This is a genomic window from Neisseria sp. HMSC070F02, from assembly GCF_001814225.1.
GTDB lineage: Bacteria > Pseudomonadota > Gammaproteobacteria > Burkholderiales > Neisseriaceae > Neisseria > Neisseria meningitidis.
The window spans coordinates 1-669 of record NZ_KV815451.1; the positions used below are offsets into that span (position 1 = coordinate 1).

1 protein-coding gene is annotated in these 669 nt (G+C 50.1%); it reads left to right on the plus strand.

From position 1 onward, the window contains the following. Positions 1 to 347 (plus strand): hypothetical protein (locus HMPREF2959_RS12935; protein ID WP_210398731.1); only part of this gene is annotated, 347 nt, incomplete at its 5' end. Between the last annotated feature and the right edge of the window lie 322 nt (positions 348 to 669).

A 669-nucleotide genomic window follows, 5' to 3' on the forward strand; every position in this document is an offset into this window, starting at 1 on the left:
CGGGTGGCGGCCGGGCGGTTTGTTGCTATGATACGGGAGTTCCGATATACAAGGGTGGGCTTCAGCCCACCAATCAACGACCGAAAAAGAAAAAACGTTGGGCTGAAGCCCACTCTACGCAATTACGCAACTGTTATCGTGGGGATGACGGGATTTTAGGTTTTTGTTTTTCTGTTTTTGCGGGAAGGATGGGTTTTAGGTTGCGGTCATTTATCGGAAAAGCAGAAATCGCTCCGCCGTCATTCCCGCGAAAGCGGGAATCTGAACACGTCCGTAGGGAAACCTATATCCCGTCATTCCCACGAAAGTGGGAATCTAGAACCTCTGAATTTTCAGACAACCTTTGAATATTGCCGCCGTCCCGCGTTCTAGATTCCCGCCTGCGCGGGAATGACGATTCATCAGTTTCCCGAAACGCCCGAAAAACCGAAACCGAGCAAACCGGATTCCCGCCTGCGCGGGAATGACGATTTATAAGTTTCCCGAAACGCCCAAAAAAACCGAAATCCGACAGGCAGGATTTTTGCTTTCGTGGGGATGACGGGATTTTAAGTTACGGTCATTTATCGGAAAAGCAGAAACTGCTCCGCCGTTATTCCAGCGAAGGCGGGAATCTGAACACGTCCGCACGGAAACCTATAGTGGATTAACAAAAATCAGGACAAGGCG